The 17,062-nt window shown below is 57.5% G+C and carries 18 protein-coding genes; 7 read left to right on the top strand and 11 right to left on the bottom strand.

The window, feature by feature from the left end:
- Window positions 1–6 precede the first annotated feature (6 nt).
- From ntrB to nasR, 3 genes are all read right to left on the bottom strand, one after another.
- Window positions 7–885, bottom strand: coding sequence for a nitrate ABC transporter permease (gene ntrB / locus ACOTZB_RS00210; RefSeq protein WP_421626192.1), 879 nt, complete (start codon window positions 883–885; stop codon window positions 7–9).
- Window positions 886–887: 2 nt separating this feature from the next.
- Window positions 888–2,135 carry a CmpA/NrtA family ABC transporter substrate-binding protein gene (locus ACOTZB_RS00205; protein WP_421626191.1) on the bottom strand — a complete coding sequence of 416 codons (1,248 nt, stop codon included), beginning with the start codon at window positions 2,133–2,135 and terminating at the stop codon, window positions 888–890.
- A gap of 226 nt (window positions 2,136–2,361) precedes the next feature.
- The gene (nasR, locus tag ACOTZB_RS00200) at window positions 2,362–3,546 is read right to left on the bottom strand and encodes a nitrate regulatory protein NasR (RefSeq protein WP_421626190.1); all 1,185 of its coding nucleotides are present in this window, start codon (window positions 3,544–3,546) and stop codon (window positions 2,362–2,364) included.
- Window positions 3,547–3,618: 72 nt separating this feature from the next.
- Here nasR and ACOTZB_RS00195 point away from each other — a divergent pair, with 72 nt between their 5' ends.
- The 3 genes from ACOTZB_RS00195 to ACOTZB_RS00185 all read left to right on the top strand — a co-directional run bounded on the left by ACOTZB_RS00195 (window position 3,619) and on the right by ACOTZB_RS00185 (window position 6,315).
- Entirely contained in the window at window positions 3,619–3,972 is a 354-nt protein-coding gene (locus ACOTZB_RS00195) for a DsrE/DsrF/TusD sulfur relay family protein (protein WP_421626189.1), read from the top strand.
- Between the two features lie 106 nt (window positions 3,973–4,078).
- The gene (locus ACOTZB_RS00190) at window positions 4,079–5,863 is read left to right on the top strand and encodes a methyl-accepting chemotaxis protein (protein WP_047651178.1); all 1,785 of its coding nucleotides are present in this window, start codon (window positions 4,079–4,081) and stop codon (window positions 5,861–5,863) included.
- A 212-nt stretch (window positions 5,864–6,075) separates the two neighbouring features.
- Complete coding sequence (locus tag ACOTZB_RS00185) at window positions 6,076–6,315, top strand: DUF1883 domain-containing protein (protein WP_010432930.1); 240 nt, start codon at window positions 6,076–6,078, stop codon at window positions 6,313–6,315.
- A 29-nt stretch (window positions 6,316–6,344) separates the two neighbouring features.
- On the opposite strand, the gene ACOTZB_RS00180 is transcribed toward ACOTZB_RS00185, so the two are convergent.
- Window positions 6,345–7,040 carry a gamma-glutamylcyclotransferase gene (locus tag ACOTZB_RS00180; protein WP_059357696.1) on the bottom strand — a complete coding sequence of 232 codons (696 nt, stop codon included), beginning with the start codon at window positions 7,038–7,040 and terminating at the stop codon, window positions 6,345–6,347.
- Window positions 7,041–7,217: 177 nt separating this feature from the next.
- Window positions 7,218–7,448: a putative cation transport regulator ChaB gene (gene chaB / locus ACOTZB_RS00175; RefSeq protein WP_023312121.1), complete on the bottom strand. Its 231-nt coding sequence runs from the start codon at window positions 7,446–7,448 to the stop codon at window positions 7,218–7,220.
- Between the two features lie 270 nt (window positions 7,449–7,718).
- Between chaB and chaA the strand changes: the two genes are divergently transcribed.
- Entirely contained in the window at window positions 7,719–8,819 is a 1,101-nt protein-coding gene (gene chaA, locus ACOTZB_RS00170) for a sodium-potassium/proton antiporter ChaA (RefSeq protein ID WP_023312122.1), read from the top strand.
- Between the two features lie 87 nt (window positions 8,820–8,906).
- Here chaA and kdsA read toward each other — a convergent pair whose 3' ends face one another.
- From kdsA to hemA, 6 genes are read right to left on the bottom strand one after another with little or no spacing between them, the layout of a single operon-like run.
- Window positions 8,907–9,761, bottom strand: a complete 855-nt coding sequence (kdsA, locus tag ACOTZB_RS00165; RefSeq protein ID WP_029741601.1) for a 3-deoxy-8-phosphooctulonate synthase — start codon at window positions 9,759–9,761, stop codon at window positions 8,907–8,909.
- A gap of 36 nt (window positions 9,762–9,797) precedes the next feature.
- The gene (gene sirB1, locus ACOTZB_RS00160) at window positions 9,798–10,607 is read right to left on the bottom strand and encodes an invasion regulator SirB1 (protein WP_023312124.1); all 810 of its coding nucleotides are present in this window, start codon (window positions 10,605–10,607) and stop codon (window positions 9,798–9,800) included.
- A 3-nt stretch (window positions 10,608–10,610) separates the two neighbouring features.
- Complete coding sequence (gene sirB2 / locus ACOTZB_RS00155; RefSeq protein WP_023312125.1) at window positions 10,611–11,003, bottom strand: invasion regulator SirB2; 393 nt, start codon at window positions 11,001–11,003, stop codon at window positions 10,611–10,613.
- On the bottom strand, window positions 11,000–11,830 hold the full coding sequence (gene prmC, locus ACOTZB_RS00150) for a peptide chain release factor N(5)-glutamine methyltransferase (RefSeq protein WP_421626188.1): 831 nt from the start codon (window positions 11,828–11,830) through the stop codon (window positions 11,000–11,002). The genes sirB2 and prmC overlap by 4 nt, the downstream gene beginning before the upstream one ends.
- Window positions 11,830–12,912 carry a peptide chain release factor 1 gene (gene prfA / locus ACOTZB_RS00145; protein WP_421626187.1) on the bottom strand — a complete coding sequence of 361 codons (1,083 nt, stop codon included), beginning with the start codon at window positions 12,910–12,912 and terminating at the stop codon, window positions 11,830–11,832. The genes prmC and prfA overlap by 1 nt, the downstream gene beginning before the upstream one ends.
- A 41-nt stretch (window positions 12,913–12,953) precedes the next feature.
- Window positions 12,954–14,210, bottom strand: a complete 1,257-nt coding sequence (gene hemA, locus ACOTZB_RS00140) for a glutamyl-tRNA reductase (RefSeq protein WP_023335999.1) — start codon at window positions 14,208–14,210, stop codon at window positions 12,954–12,956.
- Between the two features lie 201 nt (window positions 14,211–14,411).
- Here hemA and lolB point away from each other — a divergent pair, with 201 nt between their 5' ends.
- From lolB to prs, 3 genes are all read left to right on the top strand, one after another.
- Window positions 14,412–15,023, top strand: a complete 612-nt coding sequence (lolB, locus tag ACOTZB_RS00135) for a lipoprotein insertase outer membrane protein LolB (RefSeq protein ID WP_023312128.1) — start codon at window positions 14,412–14,414, stop codon at window positions 15,021–15,023.
- On the top strand, window positions 15,020–15,889 hold the full coding sequence (gene ispE, locus ACOTZB_RS00130) for a 4-(cytidine 5'-diphospho)-2-C-methyl-D-erythritol kinase (RefSeq protein WP_214575965.1): 870 nt from the start codon (window positions 15,020–15,022) through the stop codon (window positions 15,887–15,889). The genes lolB and ispE overlap by 4 nt, the downstream gene beginning before the upstream one ends.
- A 125-nt stretch (window positions 15,890–16,014) precedes the next feature.
- The gene (prs, locus tag ACOTZB_RS00125; RefSeq protein WP_003856663.1) at window positions 16,015–16,962 is read left to right on the top strand and encodes a ribose-phosphate diphosphokinase; all 948 of its coding nucleotides are present in this window, start codon (window positions 16,015–16,017) and stop codon (window positions 16,960–16,962) included.
- Window positions 16,963–17,062 lie beyond the last annotated feature (100 nt).

Here is a 17,062-nt window from a genome sequence, read left to right as displayed (position 1 = left end):
CGCTCCTTATTTTTCCTGCCAGCTAAAGCGACGGGCGATCAGCATCAGCCCCTGCTCCAGCAGCAGCCCGACCACGCCAATGATGACGATGGCGATGAGAATGTTTTCGACGTTGAGGTTGTTCCACTCGTTCCAGATCCAGAAGCCGATCCCTAAACCTCCGGTGAGCATCTCGGCGGCGACGATCACCAGCCAGGCGATGCCGATGGAGAGACGCACCCCGGTCAGCACCGCGGGCAGCACCGCCGGGAAGAGAATGCGGCGCATAATGGTCCACTCGGAAAGCTGTAGCACCCGGGCCACGTTGAGGTAGTCCTGCGGAATGCGGCGCACGCCTTCGGCGGTGTTGATCACCATCGGCCAGATGGAGCAGATAAAAATGGTCCAGCTCGACGCGGGCTCCGCTTTCTGAAACAGCAGCAGGCCGATGGGCAGCCAGGCCAGCGGGCTAACCGGGCGTAACAGCGCGATCAGCGGGCCGAACATGCGAGAGAAAAAGGTGAAGCGACCAATCAGGAAGCCGAGCGGGATCCCGGCGAGCGCGGCCAGGCCAAACCCCACCGCCACGCGCTGTAATGAGGCGAGCACGTTCCAGCCGATGCCCATGTCGTTTGGCCCGTCGCGATAAAACGGATCGGCAAACAGGGTGATGGCGGAATCGAGCGTGCTGAGCGGCGTCGGGAAACCTTTGCTGTTAATCGCCGCCAGCTGCCAGAGCACCACCAGCAGTCCCAGACCGAGAAACGCCGGGATGATGCGCTGAAGGATCGCATTAATCCGACGCGCAAACGTCGGCGTACGGCGGCGAACCTGCACCGAAGGCAGGAGAAACACCTCTCCACTCTCCGGCGTCTCGTGTGAATTCGTCTTTTGCAGATGCTGCATAATCAGGCCCCTTTACGGTGAATAGCGAAACGGCTGGCGTATCCTTCCGGATCGGTACCGTTCCAGACGGTGCCGTCCATCAATGTGCTGCTGCGTAATGGTGAAGTCGGTGTGCTGATGCCCCCCACCGCCGTGGCGGCATCCTGCCAGACCGCGGTCTGGTTAATGCGCTGCGCGATGCCCGCGTAGTCCGGCGCGGATTTGAGCAAGCCCCAGCGGCGGAACTGGGTTAAGAACCACATGCCGTCTGAGAGATATGGGTAGCTGACGGCCCCCCCGTTGAAGAAGCGGATTGGGTGCGCGTCCTGCCAGCGCTGGCCCAGGCCGTTGTCGTACTCGCCGAGCATGCGTCCGGTGAGATACTGTTCCTTGCAGTTGAGCCACGCCCGGCGGGAGAGGATCTGCGCGGTTTCGCGTTTGTTTTCCGGGGACGCCTCGATCCAGCGCGCGGCCTCCATCACGGCGCTCACCAGCGCCCGCGCGGTGTGCGGGTTTTTCTCCACCCAGTCGCGGCGCGTGCCGAGGATCTTTTCCGGATGATCGGCCCAGATGGACTGCGACGTGGCGGCGGTAAAGCCGATCCGGTCGTTAATCGCCCGCGCGTTCCACGGCTCGCCGACGCAGAAGCCCACCATGTTGCCAATGCGCATGTTCATCACCATCTGCGGCGGCGGCACCACTACCGTGCGCACGTCGTCAAAGGGGTTAATGCCCGCGCTGGCCAGCCAGTAGTACAGCCACATGGCGTGCGTCCCGGTCGGGAAGGTGTGCGCGAAGGTATAAGTGCCAGGCGCCTGCTGCCCAATCAGCTTTTTCAGCCCATCGAGATCGCGAACGCCCTTCTCCGCCAAATCTCTGGAGAGCGTGATGGCCTGACCGTTCTGGTTGAGGGTCATCAGGTTCGCCATCTGCTGCGGCTTGCCGGCGATGCCCAGCTCCAGGCCGTACAGCAGGCCGTAGAGAATGTGCGCGGCGTCGAGTTCGCCTGCCACCAGCTTGTCGCGCACCGCCGCCCAGCTCGCCTCTTTAGTGGGCACAATGGTAATACCGTATTTTTTATCAAAGCCTTTCAGCGCCGCGATAACCACCGGGGCGCAGTCGGTCAGCGGGATAAACCCGATGCGCACCGTTTCCTGCTCCGGTTTATCCGAGCCTGCCGCCCATGCGGCCTGCATGACACCCGGTAACAGCATTGCGCCACTCGCCAGCACGCTGGCCTGCAAAAAACGCCGTCTCGACAAATCCGCCATGACCACTCCTGAAAAAAACCAAAAAAAAGCGCCCATGATGCCGAAGCACCAGTGGACGCCTTTATCCCGAAGACGCATGCGCCGCCGTTGGCGCATCGTCAAAAATGGTTAATCTGATAATGCAAAGTGAATGCCAGGTTTTAACCCGCTGTTTCCGGGGCGCTAACCGAACTTCCCTCGCCTGCACGCACCTTAATCAGGCACAAAATGCCCGCTGACCGTGCAGCTACTCCTTTGGTGTTACCTGCCACAAATTCTTCACCATCAGCAGCGCGCGGGCGATATCCACCATCCTTTGGTTCTTGTCCATCGCCATTTTGCGCAGCGCCGTCCAGGCCTGTTCCTCACTCATATTCTGATGGGTCATCAGCACGGTTTTCGCTTTATCAATGACTTTGCGCTCTTCAAGCGTATCGCGCAGCGACGCAAGCTGGCGCGAGAGCTGTTCTATCTCGCGTGCCTGCTGGCGCAGCAGGGTGAGCAACGGTTTTTCCGGATACTGTATCAGCGGATCGTCCCGTTCATCGGCGGGAGGCACGTACTCATCGTTACGGTAAATACGCTCCTCCACCGCCGTCATCAGATCGGCGATGATCGTCTCCTCCAGCGTGCGCAGATGCTCAAGGCGCGCGGTTTGCAGAGCAAACCAAGCCAGAGCGGTAAGGCCATCATCCGCGGCAGGCTGGCGGGTACAGGCTACGCGCCGGAGTTGCTCCGTTTCACGATCGGGCTGGCAGTGCAGGGAAAAGGTGGTCTGGACGTCAGCATGGCTGTGCGAAAGAAAGATCTCAAAGCAGGCCTGCTGCCCGTCGATGCGGTCAACCAGCCTCTGGCGAGTCACATCATCGAAAAAGCCCTGCGTGAAGCCAATTGCCCCCAGGGCCCGCTCCTGTCCCGCCAGCTCTTTCCCCTGCATCAGGCTATAAAGGGCAACAAAACGCCCGGCGATTTGCGGATCGTCAATGCTGTCATTGAGCTGCGGCACGATACTGAGCAGATGGCGAAGCATGCGGGAGTAATGTTCCATCGCCTGCGGCGCCGTTACCGTTTGCTGAATAACACCGTCGCGCAGCAAGGGAAGCATATCAAGGCTCTGAAGCGCGCCGCCGATGCGTTCACAGACGCTACTTCCCGCTATCGGCGACTGTTTTTCAAGAATGTCATAAAGTGCAGCGAGGTTTTCATCCACCAGCGCCCGGCTGGCTTTGCATTCAGGAGCGTAGAGCTTACCCTGTGAACAGAGCCAGACGTTGGACGCCCCACGCTCGCACTGTAACATGTGCACCAGTTGGCTAATGCCGTGCACAAGTACGCCCAGCTGTGCCAGCTTGCTGAGCTGCTCCCGGCGCATCATCCTTGCGCGCTCGAGCCATTCGGCAGCGCCTGGCGAAATGCCAGCCATTAATGTCATGCTTACTCTCCAGAACAGCGAAACTCGGGAAAGCTAAGCAATATTCGTGCCTTTATAAGAACAGGAGTCAACATGCAAAATATTGTGATCGTCGCCAACGGTGCGGCTTACGGCAGCGAATCCCTTTTCAACAGCCTGCGCCTGGCGATTGCGCTGCGTGAAAAAGAGAGTGACCTGGCGTTACGACTCTTTTTGATGTCGGATGCGGTCACCGCGGGGCTGAAAGGTCAAAAACCGGCAGAAGGCTATAACATTCAGCAGATGCTGGAGATCCTCACCGCGCAAAACGTGCCGGTGAAGCTGTGCAAGACCTGCACCGACGGCCGCGGCATTACCGGTCTGCCGCTGATTGATGGCGTAGAGATTGGTACGCTGGTTGAGCTGGCCGAGTGGACGCTGACCGCCGATAAAGTATTAACTTTTTAATAATAAACCCATAAAAATATTATTTTCTTATGGACGCGGTTTCAGCATCAAGTTTACCTGCGGGGTTGCCGATAGGCATGGAAACAACACAGCAGGTATTTCACTTATGTTCAGATCGATTCGTGCACGCATCATCGCGACGACGGCAGGCTGTCTGGTCGTCGCCCTTCTCCTTAACACCGTTATCAACTTCCAGGTCACGCGCCAGGATAACCAGCAGTCCCAGCGCGATATTCTGACCAGCACCAGCGCCAGCCATAACATGGCGATTGCCGACTGGGTAAAAAGCAAGATGTCGGTGATCGCCTCCGCGCAGACCGTTGCGCTGAGTGACGACCCGGTTCCGGTGTTTAAACAGCTTGCACAGGCGGGTGGATTCACCAACGTCTATGTTGGCTACGCCAGCAAAACGGCGAAATTCTCTGAACCGGCGGGCGTTCCGGCGGACTATGACCCCACTATTCGCCCGTGGTATCAGCAGGTGGTCAGCACGGACGGTCCGGTTGTCACCGCGCCCTACGTTGACGCGGGGACCGGTAAACTGGTGGTAACCTTTGCGGTGCCGGTGAAAGAAAATGGCACGCTCAAAGCGGTGGTGGCGGGCGATGTGGCGATGGACAGCGTGGTGGCTAACGTGCGCGGGATCCATCCAACCCCGGCCAGCAGCGGGTTGCTTCTGAACAGCGACGGCAGCGTGATTGCCGCTAACGATCCGGCCCTCACGCTGAAACCGTTTGGTGAGACGATCAAAGGCATTGATTTTGCTGCGCTGAAAAGCGGTAACCTCGTCGACGGAACGCTGAACGACGCGGAAAAAACCTTCGTGGCGACAGCCGTGCCGGGCACAAACTGGCTGTTAGTCGTCGCGCTCGACAGCGGTGACGCCACCTCCGGCATGCGTTCCCTGCTTAAAGCCTCGGGGATTTCGCTGGTGATCCTCGCACTGCTGAGCGGCGCCATTGTGCATTTCCTGATTGCCCGCTTGCTCAAGCGCTTGTCCGACATTCGCGACGCGATGCACAACATTGCTAACGGGACTAACGATCTGTCCCAGCGCCTGCCGGACAGCGGCGAAGACGAGGTTGCGCAGATTGCGCAGGCCTTTAACGCCTTCAGCGATAAGCTGTCGGTAGTGATGGTGCAGCTCCGTGACGCCAGCGAATCGGTGAAAAACGCCGCGCAGGAGATTGCCGCAGGTAACCAGGATCTTTCCGGACGTACCGAGCAGGCGGCATCCAGCCTGCGCGAGACGGCCAGCGCCGTGGAGCAGATCACCGCCTCCGTGACCCAGTCGAATGAATCGGCGGCAGAAGCCAACGATCAGGCGAGCAAAGCCTCAGCGGCCGCGGCGCGCGGCGGCGAGGTGGTATCGCAGGCGATCAGCACCATGCAGTCCATTGAAGTCGCGTCGGCTAAAATTGGCGATATCACCAGCGTGATTGACGGCATTGCTTTCCAGACCAACATCCTGGCGCTGAACGCCTCCGTCGAGGCGGCGCGTGCGGGTGAGCAGGGGCGCGGGTTTGCCGTCGTAGCTGGCGAAGTGCGTAACCTGGCGAGCCGTAGCGCTCAGGCGGCGAAAGAGATCAAATCCCTGATCGATTCCACCACCGACAGCGTGGCGACCGGCTCCCGCTACGTGCATCTGGCGGGGGAAAGCATGGATGAAATCCGCTCCAGCATCGGCAGCGTCTCCGGCATCATGCGCGAAATCTCCATCGCCACCAGCGAGCAGATGAAAGGGATTCATGAGATCAACCACGCGGTGACCCATCTCGACAGAATGGTTCAGCAGAACGCCGAGCTGGTGGTGGAATCCGCCGCCGCCGCGGGTGCCCTGCAGAGCCAGGCGGGCGACCTTGCTGAAACAGCCGGGCATTTCCGCATTTAATCTTCTTCCGGAGCGCGTTTAGCGGGTAAAACGCGCGCCAGCCTAAATTTTGAGGAATTTTGTCATTTTTGTTTAATCGTTATGCCATTTTTTGATCAAAATCAGCATCCCACCCCCTCCCGTTTGGTGTTATGCCATGAGTGAATTGTGAACAACATCACGCTCGGATATGGCAGCAGGGAGAGCGTTGTTTAAGACTACGGGGTAAAAAAATGGCACTGGTAAAAACAAGTTTGAAACTGTTTGGCGGGGATACGGTAGTGGTGCGTTGCTCAGAACGCTGTCGTATTCATCTGATGAGTTCGAAAGCGCAAAAACAGTCCCAGGCGGATATTCTCACCGTACAGGACGATAAAGCCTGGCTTACCGTGCCGTATACCGGGACGTGGGATGTGCTGATCGATAGCCACAGCCAGTCGCTGGAGCATTCCGTCAGCTACGTGGCAGCATAAGTTAAACGCCCGGCAAGCCGGGCGTATTGTCAGGCAAAACCCTGTCGCAGCGTGCTGTTGAGCGGGTTCCCTTCCAGCAGCGCCTTCACCTTCACCACCAGCTCATTCAGACAATCGTCCTGCATCCCGAGGCGGGTCAATTCCTGATCGAGGGAGAAGAGATACTGCGCGTTGGTGCCCAGCGGCCCGCTCGCGGCGGCAATCAACGGGGCAATCACCTGCGTGCGGGTATCCGCTTCATACAGCGGATGGCGCGGGTCCATAATAAACACCAGCGCATTGACGGTGCGTCCGTCGTCGAGTTCCAGCTTGCACCAGCTCGGCATATAGCAGCCGGTGATCATCTCGCGCTTCCAGAGCAGCGTAAGCTCCTCTTCCAGCGTGGCATCAGGCAGGCGATACGCCACGCCCGTGGTGCGCCCGCCCTCTTTCAGTGCAAGCATGCGCCCCGGCTGGCACGCGCTGCCGCGTCCGGCCGTCAGGCGCAGGCAAAATGCGCGATGCCAGCCAGGCAGCGTGCCCGTTGCCGATTCGACAAATTCGAGCGCCGGGTTCCACATCAGGGAGCCGTAGCCAAAAATCCATACCGGGCCATCATCCGGGCGGCAGGCAAGCGTGGCAGCGAGCGACGCCGCACGTTGTTCAGCTGACCAGAGAAGCGATTCCTCAATAGCACCAAATGCCGTCTTACAATCTGCCTTCATTAAGAAATCACGCGTTAACACTTTACACCTCCGCCACTGCATGCTTCCTTGCGACATCTGTAATTCGCCTTCCCGGCATTTTTTGCTGGTCATTTTGCCAGCAGTTAAATAACGATAAGCAATTAGCGGACCAGTTGCAATACAACGGAAGTTCAACCGCCTGAAAAGTCAAAATGAAGGCAGCGAATCATTTCACGGCTATTTCTTTTTATGCCATTTATCGTCGTCTCCTTTCTCATATTCATGTTTTACTGCGGCCCAGGCGACCTTGTGGGCCGTCTCTTCACGGCTGGCATCATCCCGGCGATCGTCCTTGTCTTTGTACTGATCCCAGGCGCTGTTAAACGCCTCTTTGTAGATATCCTGCGCGTGAGCGGGCAGCACGTTTTGCACATTATCCGGTAATTCACGTTTCGCTTTATAGGGCATCACTAACCTCTCTTTTGGTTAAAGAGATAAGTGTGGACGACGATACGCCATGGTGCCACCCGGCAATAATTTATGAATATATTAAATTTTTAATTTATTGTTATTTAATGAGTAATAAACAAAGAATATACATTATACCCATCATTAATGAAAATAATGACAAAGGGTAAAATTAAGTAAAAAATAAAGGGTATTTAACAGAGATCTGTTAGTTTAATGACCTCAAAAATCTATCTATAATTACAAGCACCTGCATTGATGGAGAAGCACATGACAGCAACACACGAGGCGGTAAAGACCCGCCACAAGGAGACGTCACTCATTTTCCCGGTTCTGGCACTGGCTGTGCTGCTCTTCTGGGGAAGCAGTCAGTCACTGCCAGTGGTGGTTGGTATCAACATTCTTGCCCTGGTCGGCATCTTAACCAGCGCATTTAGCGTGGTTCGCCATGCGGACGTCCTGGCCCACCGTCTGGGCGAGCCTTACGGATCGTTAATTCTCAGCCTTTCCGTCGTTATTCTCGAAGTCAGCCTGATTTCCGCGCTTATGGCGACCGGCGATGCCGCGCCGACGCTGATGCGCGACACGCTTTACTCGATCATTATGATAGTGACGGGCGGCCTGGTGGGCTTCTCTCTGCTGCTGGGCGGGCGCAAATTTGCGACCCAGTATATGAACCTGTTCGGCATTAAACAGTATCTGATCGCCCTCTTCCCGCTGGCGATTATCGTGCTGGTCTTCCCGATGGCGCTGCCGGGTGCAAACTTCTCCACCGGTCAGGCGCTGCTGGTCGCCCTGATTTCCGCCGCGATGTACGGCGTGTTCCTGTTGATTCAGACCAAAACGCACCAGAGCCTGTTTGTGTACGAGCATGAAGATGACGGCGACGATGATGACCCGCACCACGGCAAGCCGTCGGCCCACAGCAGCGCGTGGCATACGGTTTGGCTGATCGTGCATCTGATTGCGGTGATTGCCGTCACCAAGATGAACGCTAACCCGCTGGAGACGCTGTTAACCGAGCTGAACGCGCCGGTGGCGTTTACCGGCTTCCTGGTGGCCCTGCTGATTCTGTCGCCGGAAGGGCTGGGCGCGCTGAAAGCGGTGTTGAATAATCAGGTGCAGCGCGCAATGAACCTGTTCTTCGGCTCCGTACTGGCGACGATTTCACTCACCGTGCCGGTGGTGACGCTGATTGCCTTTATGACGGGCAACGAGCTGCAGTTTGCGCTTGGCGCGCCGGAGATGATTGTGATGGTCGCCTCGTTGCTGCTGTGCCAGATTTCGTTCTCAACCGGACGCACCAACGTGCTGAACGGCGCGGCGCATATGGCCTTGTTTATTGCGTATCTGATGACGATATTTGCGTAATTTTATCCGGTGCGGGCTGATGCCCTCACTCCAACCCTCTCCCACAGTGAGAGGGAGAACAAAAAACCCGCCGAAGCGGGTTTTTTATTAGTTGCTGGTATCCAGCTCGTCGAAGCTCTTCACCAGATCGTCAATCGCTTTGATCTGCTTCAGGAACGGCTCCAGCTTGTCCAGCGGCAGCGCGGATGGGCCGTCGCATTTCGCGTTAGCCGGATCCGGGTGCGCTTCAATGAACAGGCCTGCCAGACCGGTCGCCATGCCGGCGCGCGCCAGTTCGGTCACCTGCGCACGACGGCCACCGGACGCGGCGCCGAACGGGTCGCGGCACTGCAGAGCGTGGGTCACGTCGAAAATCACCGGAGACTGGCCGGAGACATTTTTCATCACGCTGAAGCCCAGCATATCCACAACCAGGTTATCGTAGCCGAAGTTTGCGCCACGGTCGCACAGGATAACCTTGTCGTTTCCGCCTTCGATAAACTTATCGACGATGTTACCCATCTGGCCCGGGCTCACAAACTGTGGTTTTTTCACGTTAATCACGGCACCGGTTTTCGCCATCGCCGCAACCAGGTCGGTCTGGCGAGCCAGGAACGCCGGGAGCTGAATCACGTCCACCACGTCTGCCACCGGCTGCGCCTGAGAGGCTTCGTGCACGTCGGTGATCACTTTCACGCCAAAGGTCTGCTTTAGCTCCTGGAAAATCTTCATCCCTTCTTCCAGGCCCGGGCCACGGTAAGAGTTGATGGAGGAGCGGTTGGCTTTGTCAAAAGAGGCCTTAAACACGTACGGAATGCCCAGCTTCTGGGTCACGGTCACGTAGTGTTCGCAGATACGCATGGCGAGATCGCGGGATTCCAGCACGTTCATGCCGCCAAACAGTACGAACGGCAGGTCGTTTGCTACCTTGATATCACCAATGCTAACCACTTTTTGTTTCATAGGATCGCCTTATTCAGGTGTGAATCGGAATTAAGATTAATGCAGTGTAATTTGTTTGTGCGAGATCGCGTTGATCTGCGCACGAATCATTTCGCTAATGGGGTCTTCCGGACATTGCTCGACGAAATAATTCAAATCATTCAGCGCCACGTGCTCACAGTCGAGCTGCGCGTAGATCAGACCGCGATCGCGAATTTCGTACGGATCTTCCGGGTTGAACTGCAGCAGCACTTCACTGGCGCGCAACGCCAGCTCCATCTGACGCTCTTCCATTAACGCAGACTTCAGCGTATCCAGCAGCTTGCGGATCACTTCTGCGTTATCCGCCTCGTCGAGATCTTCGTTGAAGAGTTCAGCCACCGGGCTGATATTGCCTTTCAGCCACACGTCCAGCGTATGTTCATCCAGCGTGTCGCCGTTGAAAGGATTAATGAGCCACATTTCGCCGTCCAGCCACTCTGCACGCAGGATCATCTGCGTCGGGAAAATGACCGGGACCAGCGGAATATCCAGACGGTGCGCGACCCACAGCAAAATAGAGCCCAGCGCCACGGCGCTGCCCTGACGATTTTTTAAGACCTGGTCCAGCCATAACGCGTCAGACAGGCGATACACGCCCCGCGTGTCGCAGAAACCCCATTCGCCGTAGAAAAGCTCCAGCAGCTTCTCTAATTGCCAGTCTTGCGGGCGAGCCTGATTAATCTCTTCACGCGCCAGGCTGACCAGATTCTCCAACTCATCGTAGACAAACTGCGACGTAAAATCGTCGCGAATCATCTCAGAAATCAGGATCATGCCATCGCAAAGCGGCACTTTATTAAATTCGAAATCGGCTAAGGACCTCATGACTTACCCCAGTAACGGTATTCTTGTGGTGGCGAGTTTAATGATGATGTACAGCACCACCAGACCCAGCAGAAAAGCGATAAACCCGACCTGCTGGCTGCGCGGACGACGACGCCCAAGCGCGATAAAACCCAAAACGATGTAGATGATAACGCCAAACAGCTTTTCAGTCAGCCATGCACCTTTATCAGTAAATGGCAGATAGCCGGTCTTCCACATGAGCCCGGCACCGGAAAGGAGCAATAGCGTGTCGATGCAGTGCGGCGCGATACGCACCCAGCGGGCATCCGTCAGTGGATTGTTGCTGTAGCGCCACCAGTAACGGACGATGAAAAAGCTGATGGTCAGCGCAACGGAAATGAGGTGGACGGTAATGAGCACGGTAAAGAGGCTCATAGCCACTGCCCCAGCGTCAGGCGTTCGTTGCCGCCGTAGTCGCGGCAGGTTTCGACAGCGGCGTAGCCAGCTTGCGTAAACAGTGCCCGAACGTCCTTTCCCTGCGTCCAGCCATGTTCAACGAGCAGCCAGCCGCCGGAAAGCAAATGTTTTCGTGACGTTGTCACAATGTGATCGAGATCGGCTAATCCCGCGTTGGCGGCCACGAGCGCCGTCAGCGGTTCGAAGCGCACGTCTCCCTGCGCAAGGTGCGGGTCATGTTCGTCGATGTAGGGAGGATTGCTGACAACCATCGCAAATGAGCTATTCTCCAGCGCCTCAAACCAGCTGCTTTGCAGCACCGTCACGTTGCAGAGCCCGTGACGTTCCACGTTACGCTGCGCCAGCGCCACCGCATCGGGCATTACGTCCACCGCCGTCACCGCGCAGTCGGGCCGCTCGGTAGCGAGCGCCAGCGCGATAGCCCCTGTCCCGGTACCGAGATCGAGAATGCTGCAGGCCGCCGCCGGTAAACGCGCCAGCGCCTGCTCCACAAGACACTCGGTGTCCGGACGCGGGATCAGCGTCGCCGCCGAGACGTACAGCGGTAACGACCAGAACTCACGCTCACCGACAAGGTGCGCCACCGGCTCGCCGGTTTTACGGCGGGCAAGCAGCGCGGCGAGCTGCGCTTCCTGTTCCGCGGTCAGTTCGCTTTCACCAAAAGCCAGCAGATACGTGCGGGCTTTACCCGTCACATGCTCAAGCAAAATTTCGGCGTCGCGTTTCGGGCTTTCGCTTTCTGAAAGCTCACCGGCCGCCTCACGTAACCAGCGCTGAAAATCCATTATTCCTGCTCGGACAGCGCCGCCAGCTGGTCGGCCTGGTATTCCTGCACGATAGGCTCGATCAGCATATCCAGCTTCCCTTCCATCACCTCGTCCAGACGGTACAGCGTCAGGTTGATGCGGTGGTCGGTTACGCGCCCCTGCGGGAAGTTATAGGTGCGGTTACGGTCGCTGCGATCGCCGCTGCCCAGAAGGTTACGGCGCGTAGAGGCTTCCGCCTGCTGGCGTTTCGCCATTTCGGCTGCGTGGATACGCGCGCCCAGCACGGACAAAGCTTTGGCTTTGTTTTTGTGCTGGGAACGCTCGTCCTGACATTCAACGACGATGCCGGTCGGCAGGTGGGTAATACGGATGGCGGAATCGGTGGTGTTAACGTGCTGACCGCCCGCGCCAGAGGAGCGGAACGTATCAATACGCAGGTCCGCCGGATTGATATCCGGCAGTTCAGCCTCCGGCAGCTCCGGCATCACCGCAACCGTACAGGCGGAGGTGTGAATGCGGCCCTGAGATTCGGTGGCCGGTACGCGCTGCACGCGGTGACCGCCGGATTCAAACTTGAGACGACCGTACACGCCGTCGCCGCTGATCTTGGCGATAACCTCTTTGTAGCCACCATGTTCGCCTTCGTTGGCGCTCATGATCTCCACTCGCCAGCGACGCGATTCGGCGTAGCGGCTGTACATGCGGAACAGATCCCCGGCAAACAGAGCCGCTTCGTCACCGCCGGTACCGGCGCGCACTTCCACAAACGCGTTACGCTCGTCGTCCGGATCTTTCGGCAGCAGAAGCACCTGAAGCTGCTGCTCCATCTCTTCAGAACGCGCTTTCGCATCCTGCAACTCTTCCTGCGCCATCTCGCGCATTTCAGGATCGTCGAGCATCATCTGCGCGGTTTCGATATCTTCCTGAACCTGTCGCCAGTCGGTAAAGCATTTAGAAACATCACTTAACTGCGCGTATTCACGCGAGAGCGCGCGAAAACGTTCCTGGTCCGCAATGGTCCCGGCATCCCCGAGCAGCGCCTGTACTTCTTCATGGCGCTCGCGCAGAGCTTCCAGTTTAGCGACGATAGAAGGCTTCATAGGCGTAAGTGCACCTTGTCTTAGAAAATGGGTATAGGGCGCTATTCCAGCCCGAGGCTGTTGCGCAGAATAGTCAGGCGTTCATCATCCCCGTCACGGGCGGCCTGCTGAAGAGATTTGGTTGGTGCATGGATCAGGCGGTTGGTCAGTTTCCACGCCAGGTCCTGCATAATCGCATTTGCGTCGCCGCCCTGTTCAAGGGCTGCTAACGCTTTGGCAGTCAGGTCATCACGCACCTGCTCCGCCTGCCCGCGGTACTCGCGGATGGTCTCGCTGACGCTTTGCGCGCGCAGCCAGGCCATAAACTCACTGGTTTCCTGCTCAACGATGGTTTCCGCCTGAACCGCCGCCGCTTTACGCTGAGCAAGGTTGTGCGAAATGATGCTTTGCAGGTCATCCACGCTGTAGAGATAGGCGTTAGGCAGCTTGCCCACTTCCGGCTCAACATCACGCGGGACGGCGATATCCACCAGCAGCATCGGCTGATTACGGCGGGACTTCAGCGCACGCTCCACCATCCCTTTCCCGATAATCGGCAGCGGGCTGGCGGTAGAGCTGATAATAATGTCCGCCTCTTTCAGGCGTTCATCGATGTCGCTCAGGGCTACCACCTCTGCACCCACTTCATCCGCCAGCACCTGCGCGCGTTCGCGGGTGCGGTTAGCGATAATCATCTTTTTCACTTTATGCTCGCGCAGATGGCGCGCCACAAGTTCGATGGTTTCGCCCGCCCCCACCAGCATCACGGTGACGGTAGAAAGGGATTCAAAGATTTGGCGCGCAAGGGTGCAGGCCGCGAAAGCAACAGAAACCGCACTGGCACCAATGTCGGTTTCGGTTCGCACACGCTTCGCCACGGAGAACGACTTCTGGAACATGCGCTCCAGCTCGCTGGCCTTCAGATGCCCTTTTTGCGAATCCGCAAAGGCTTTTTTCACCTGACCCAGAATTTGCGGCTCGCCCAGCACCAGCGAATCCAGCCCGCTGGCGACGCGCATCAGATGGCTGACGGCATCGTTGTCCTGATGCCAGTACAGGCTGTTGCGCAGCTCGTCTTCATTGAGGTTGTGGTAGTCGCATAGCCAGCGGATCAGCGCTTCGTGCAGGTTGTCCTGCTCTTCCACGCTTAAATACAGCTCGGTACGGTTGCACGTCGAGAGCACCACGCCACCCTGCACCATAGGCTGTGCAAGCAGGCTGTCCAGCGCCAGGTCAAGCGTATCCGGCGAAAACGTTACGCGTTCTCGCAGCGAAACCGGAGCCGTTTTGTGGTTGATGCCGAGTGCTAATAGGGTCATGTTGAGCGGGAGTAGTACCAGCGTTAATAAGGTTAGCAGAACGCATCATACAGGATGCGCGAGATCAATAAAAGGGACTGCCCCCTTTCGGAGTAATAGGTTACACAACCCTTTGAGATAATTTGAACGTAGACGGTAGCCCCCTTCGACGCTAGCATTAACAGTTATAACTGCAACGTATCTCAAGGATTTGTCCTCATTATGACCCGACTGATTCGCCTGCTGCCGCTGGCAGCACTGGTTCTGACCGCCTGTACCGTCACCCAACCAAAAGGCCCGGGCAAAAGCCCTGACTCGCCTCAGTGGCGTCAGCACCAGCAGGACGTCCGTAATTTGAACCAGTACCAGACCCGCGGCGCTTTCGCTTATCTCTCTGACGAACAGAAGGTTTATGCCCGCTTTTTCTGGCAGCAGACCGGGCAGGACAACTACCGCCTGCTGCTGCTGAACCCGCTGGGCAGCACCGAACTTGAGCTTATCGCGAAACCGGGCGAAGCGCAGATCACCGATAACAAAGGCCAGCACTATACCGCGACCGATGCCGAAGAGATGATTGGCAAGCTGACCGGGATGCCTATCCCGCTCAACAGCCTGCGCCAGTGGATCCTTGGCCTGCCGGGTGAGGCAACTGACTACACCCTTGACGACCAGTACCGTCTGAGCCAGGTGAACTACACCCAGAACGGCAAAACCTGGAAAGTGGTGTACAGCGCCTATGACAGCAAGAGCAAACCGTCGCTGCCATCGAATATGGAACTGACCCAGGGCAGCCAGCGCATCAAGCTGAAAATGGACAACTGGATCGTTAAATGATGACCCACTGGCCCTCTCCGGCAAAGCTGAACCTGTTTTTATACATTACCGGCCAGCGCGCTGACGGTTATCACACCCTGCAGACGCTGTTTCAGTTTATTGACTATGGCGACACGATCTCCATTGAACTGCGCCAGGACGGGCAGATTTGCCTGCTAACGCCGGTCGAAGGCGTGGCGCATGAGGACAACCTGATCGTGCGCGCCGCGCGTCTGCTGATGAAAGCTGCGGCGGAATCAGGACGTCTGCCCGCGGGAAGCGGTGCGGATATCCGTATCGAGAAGCGCCTGCCGATGGGCGGCGGTCTGGGCGGCGGCTCATCCAATGCAGCCACCGTGCTGGTTGCGCTGAACCACCTCTGGGGCTGCGGGCTGTCGCAGGACGAACTGGCAGCCCTGGGCCTGACGCTGGGGGCGGATGTCCCGGTGTTTGTACGCGGTCACGCGGCCTTTGCCGAGGGCGTGGGGGAAATCCTCTCCCCGGCTGAACCGCCGGAGAAGTGGTATCTGGTGGCCCACCCTGGCGTGAGCATTCCGACGCCGGTCATCTTTAAAGATCCTGACCTGAAAAGGAATACCCCGGTTCGGTCAATAGAAACGTTATTAAATTGTGAATTCAGCAACGATTGCGAGGATATCGCAAGAAAACGTTTTCGCGAGGTTGATGCGGTGCTTTCCTGGCTGTTAGAATACGCGCCGTCGCGCCTGACTGGTACAGGGGCCTGTGTCTTTGCTGAATTTGACACCGAATCCGCCGCTCGTCAGGTGCTTGAGCAAGCGCCGGTTTGGCTGCATGGTTTTGTAGCACGCGGGATGAACACCTCCCCCCTACAGCAGGCCATTCTGGCGCAGACTGAGTTTCGGTGACAACGTCACCCTGTTCCAGACGTTGCATCGCGCTCTTTAATACACCGCCTGGATAGCCTTCGCCTGGCCCGCACAGTTTGCGGCGAACGCTATCCACCACTGGACGCATGCCTGAGGTTCTTCTCGTGCCTGATATGAAGCTTTTTGCTGGTAACGCCACCCCGGAACTAGCACAACGTATTGCCAACCGCCTGTACACTTCCCTCGGCGACGCCGCCGTAGGTCGCTTTAGCGACGGCGAAGTCAGCGTACAAATTAATGAAAATGTACGCGGTGGTGATATTTTCATCATCCAGTCCACCTGTGCTCCAACGAACGACAACCTGATGGAACTGGTTGTTATGGTCGACGCCCTGCGTCGCGCTTCCGCAGGCCGTATCACTGCTGTAATCCCTTACTTCGGCTATGCCCGTCAGGACCGTCGCGTCCGTTCCGCGCGTGTGCCAATCACCGCTAAAGTTGTCGCTGACTTCCTGTCCAGCGTCGGCGTTGACCGCGTACTGACCGTTGACCTGCACGCAGAGCAGATCCAGGGCTTCTTCGACGTTCCGGTTGATAACGTATTCGGCAGCCCAATCCTGCTGGAAGACATGCTGCAGCTGAACCTGGATAACCCAATCGTGGTTTCTCCGGACATCGGCGGCGTGGTACGTGCCCGTGCTATCGCTAAGCTGCTGAACGATACCGACATGGCAATCATCGATAAACGCCGTCCGCGCGCAAACGTTTCTCAGGTGATGCACATCATCGGTGACGTTGCTGGCCGTGACTGCGTTCTGGTTGATGACATGATCGATACCGGCGGTACGCTGTGTAAAGCCGCTGAAGCGCTGAAAGAGCGTGGTGCCAAGCGCGTATTCGCTTACGCGACTCACCCGATCTTCTCCGGTAACGCGGTAAACAACCTGCGCAACTCCGTCATTGACGAAGTGGTGGTATGCGATACCATCCCACTGAGCGACGAGATCAAAGCACTGCCAAACGTGCGTACGTTGACCCTGTCCGGGATGCTGGCCGAAGCGATTCGTCGTATCAGCAACGAAGAATCCATCTCAGCAATGTTCGAACACTAATCGAACACGGCCGAAAAACCCGCTGCGGCGGGTTTTTTTGTCTCCGGGTTTTATTTGTATGATTAATGCCTCCTTCACCTGCCATTCATATGACAGATGA

The sequence above is a fragment of the Enterobacter cloacae complex sp. SHL020 genome, assembly GCF_049236945.1.
Taxonomy (GTDB): Bacteria; Pseudomonadota; Gammaproteobacteria; order Enterobacterales; family Enterobacteriaceae; genus Enterobacter; species Enterobacter dykesii.
The sequence above is the reverse complement of the archived record's forward strand: the minus strand, read 5'-3'. Positions and strand labels throughout refer to the sequence as shown.